The sequence below is a fragment of the Corynebacterium sp. genome, from assembly GCF_030535495.1.
Lineage (GTDB): Bacteria > Actinomycetota > Actinomycetes > Mycobacteriales > Mycobacteriaceae > Corynebacterium.
In genome coordinates, this window is record NZ_JAUNRW010000180.1 from 1 (window position 1) to 2089 (window position 2089).

Here is a 2089-nt window from a genome sequence, read left to right on the forward strand (position 1 = left end):
CGGGCAGGACCATGAGGGCCAGGCGGCCGATGGCGCCGCGTCGATAAGCAGCGACGATGAAGTCGCGGTACGTGTCCACCCCCTCGATGCGCCAGTCCGCGCGATGCGGGATGAGCACGTTGAGGTCCCGCAGGTGCGGGAGCTCATCGATGCCGCACTCACCGACCTCGAAGTTCGGGCCGGATGCGTTGTGGGTGACAATCCACCGGCTCTCCCCGCCGATCACCGCGTGATCGACGGCGTACTCGATGCCCTTCTCCCGCGGCCACAGCACGCGGAACTCCCCCTCCGGGTCGTCGAGTTCCAGCACCCGGGTCTCCGAGGTGATCTTCGAGGCCGCCTCGATCACCAGCCACCGCTCGCAACGGGTGGTGCCCACGCCGGTGAAGAACTGCTCATCGTCCTCACGGAACACACAGACATCCGCCGCCGGGTCGCTGCCGATGCGGTGGCGCCACACGGAGTCAGGGCGCCAGGCGGCGTCCACCCGCTGATAGAACAGGTACTCCTCCCCCGCCCACGTCGCACCGTAATAGATGTCCTCGAGCACATCGTCGAGAAGCTCGCCCGTCTCCAGGTCCTTGATGCGCAGGGTGAAGCGCTCATCGCCGGTGGTGTCCACCGAATACGCCAGATAACGCCCCGAGGTGGTCACCGACGACGCCCCGAGTGAGAAGAACTCGTGCCCCGCAGCCAGCTCATTGAGATCGAGCAGCACCTGCTCCCCCTCCGGGCGTCCCTCCTCAGGGATGACCGGGGCCACCCAGGGATCCTGCCCCTCGGTGACGGGGATACGGCAGCTCAGGCCGTAGTCCTTGCCCTCGATCGTCCGGCCGTAGTACCACCAGTCGCCGGCGCGCTGCGGGACGGACATGTCCGTCTCCTTGATGCGCGACTTGATCTCCCCGTAGACCTGCTCGCTGAGATCTTTCAGGTCCGCGGTCTGCTGCTCCGTGTAGGCGTTCTCCGCCTCCAGATACGCCAGGGTCTCCGGAGACTCCTTGTCCCGCATCCACTCGTAGTTGTCGGTGAACGTCCGACCGTGGAATTCACGGGTGACAGGGTGGCACGGGGCGACGGGGGGCATGGAGGTCATGCCACCCGATCCTAGTCAGGCGCGTTTTACACGCACTTACCGACCCAGGTACAGAACTTCTCCCCCGACAGACGCTCGTAGGCCTCGATGTAGCGCTCGCGGGTGGCCTCCACGACCGAGCCCGGCAGCGCCGGCGGCGGGGTGTCGTCGGACTGGTTCCACCCGGACTTCGCGGACGTCAGCCAGTTGCGCACGTACTGCTTGTCGAAGCTGGGCTGCACCTTGCCCTCCTCGTAGCTGTCCGCCGGCCAGTAGCGCGAGGAGTCGGGGGTGAGCACCTCATCGGCCAGCACGAGGGTCCCGTCCTCGTCGAGGCCGAACTCGAACTTGGTGTCCGCCAGGATGATGCCCCGGGCCTCCGCCAGGGCGGCGGCCTCCGAGTAGATGCGCAGGGTCGCGTCGCGAAGCTCGGTGGCGCGCTTTTCACCGAGCTTATCGACGACCACCTCAAAGCTGACATTCTCATCGTGATCCCCGAGCTCCGCCTTGGTGGCCGGGGTGAAGATCGGCTCCGGCAGCTTCGAGGCCTCGGTCAGGCCCTCCGGCAGCTCGATGCCGCACACGGTGCCGTCGGCCTGGTACTCCTTGAGACCCGAACCGGTGAGGTAGCCGCGGGCGACGGCCTCGAAGGGGAGCATCTTCAGCTTCTTGACCAGCAGTGCCCGCCCCAGCACCTCCTCCGGGATCCGCGGGTCATCGACCGGGCCCGCCAGGTGGTTGGGGAAGTCGATGGCGTTGAAGAAGAACACGCTCATCGCGGTGAGCACGCGGCCCTTGTCCGGGATCTCGGGATCCAGGATGTGGTCGTAGGCCGAGATTCGGTCGGAGACGACCATCAGCAGGGTGGTGTCATCAACCTCGTAGATCTCCCGGACCTTGCCGGCGGAGATGTGGTTGTAATCGGACAGCTCAGGACGCATGACTGGGGAGTCTATTACAGAATCTCGCCGGGCTTGTACTGGGCGGCGTCCGGGTGGGCGTCGACAAGCACCT

At 66.2% G+C, this 2089-nt stretch carries 1 protein-coding gene and 1 pseudogene; both read right to left on the minus strand.

Annotation, left to right across the window (positions count from 1 at the left end):
• Positions 1-1096 (minus strand): annotated as a pseudogene (locus Q4F73_RS12340) (oligopeptidase B); the annotation flags it as partial.
• A gap of 26 nt (positions 1097-1122) precedes the next feature.
• Complete coding sequence (locus Q4F73_RS12345; protein ID WP_303359635.1) at positions 1123-2016, minus strand: phosphoribosylaminoimidazolesuccinocarboxamide synthase; 894 nt, start codon at positions 2014-2016, stop codon at positions 1123-1125.
• Between the last annotated feature and the right edge of the window lie 73 nt (positions 2017-2089).

Coding starts and splice junctions, on each gene's coding strand:
- Q4F73_RS12345 (WP_303359635.1), bottom strand. CDS start 2,016: ATGCGTCCTGAGCTGTCCGATTACAACCACATCTCCGCCGGCAAGGTC.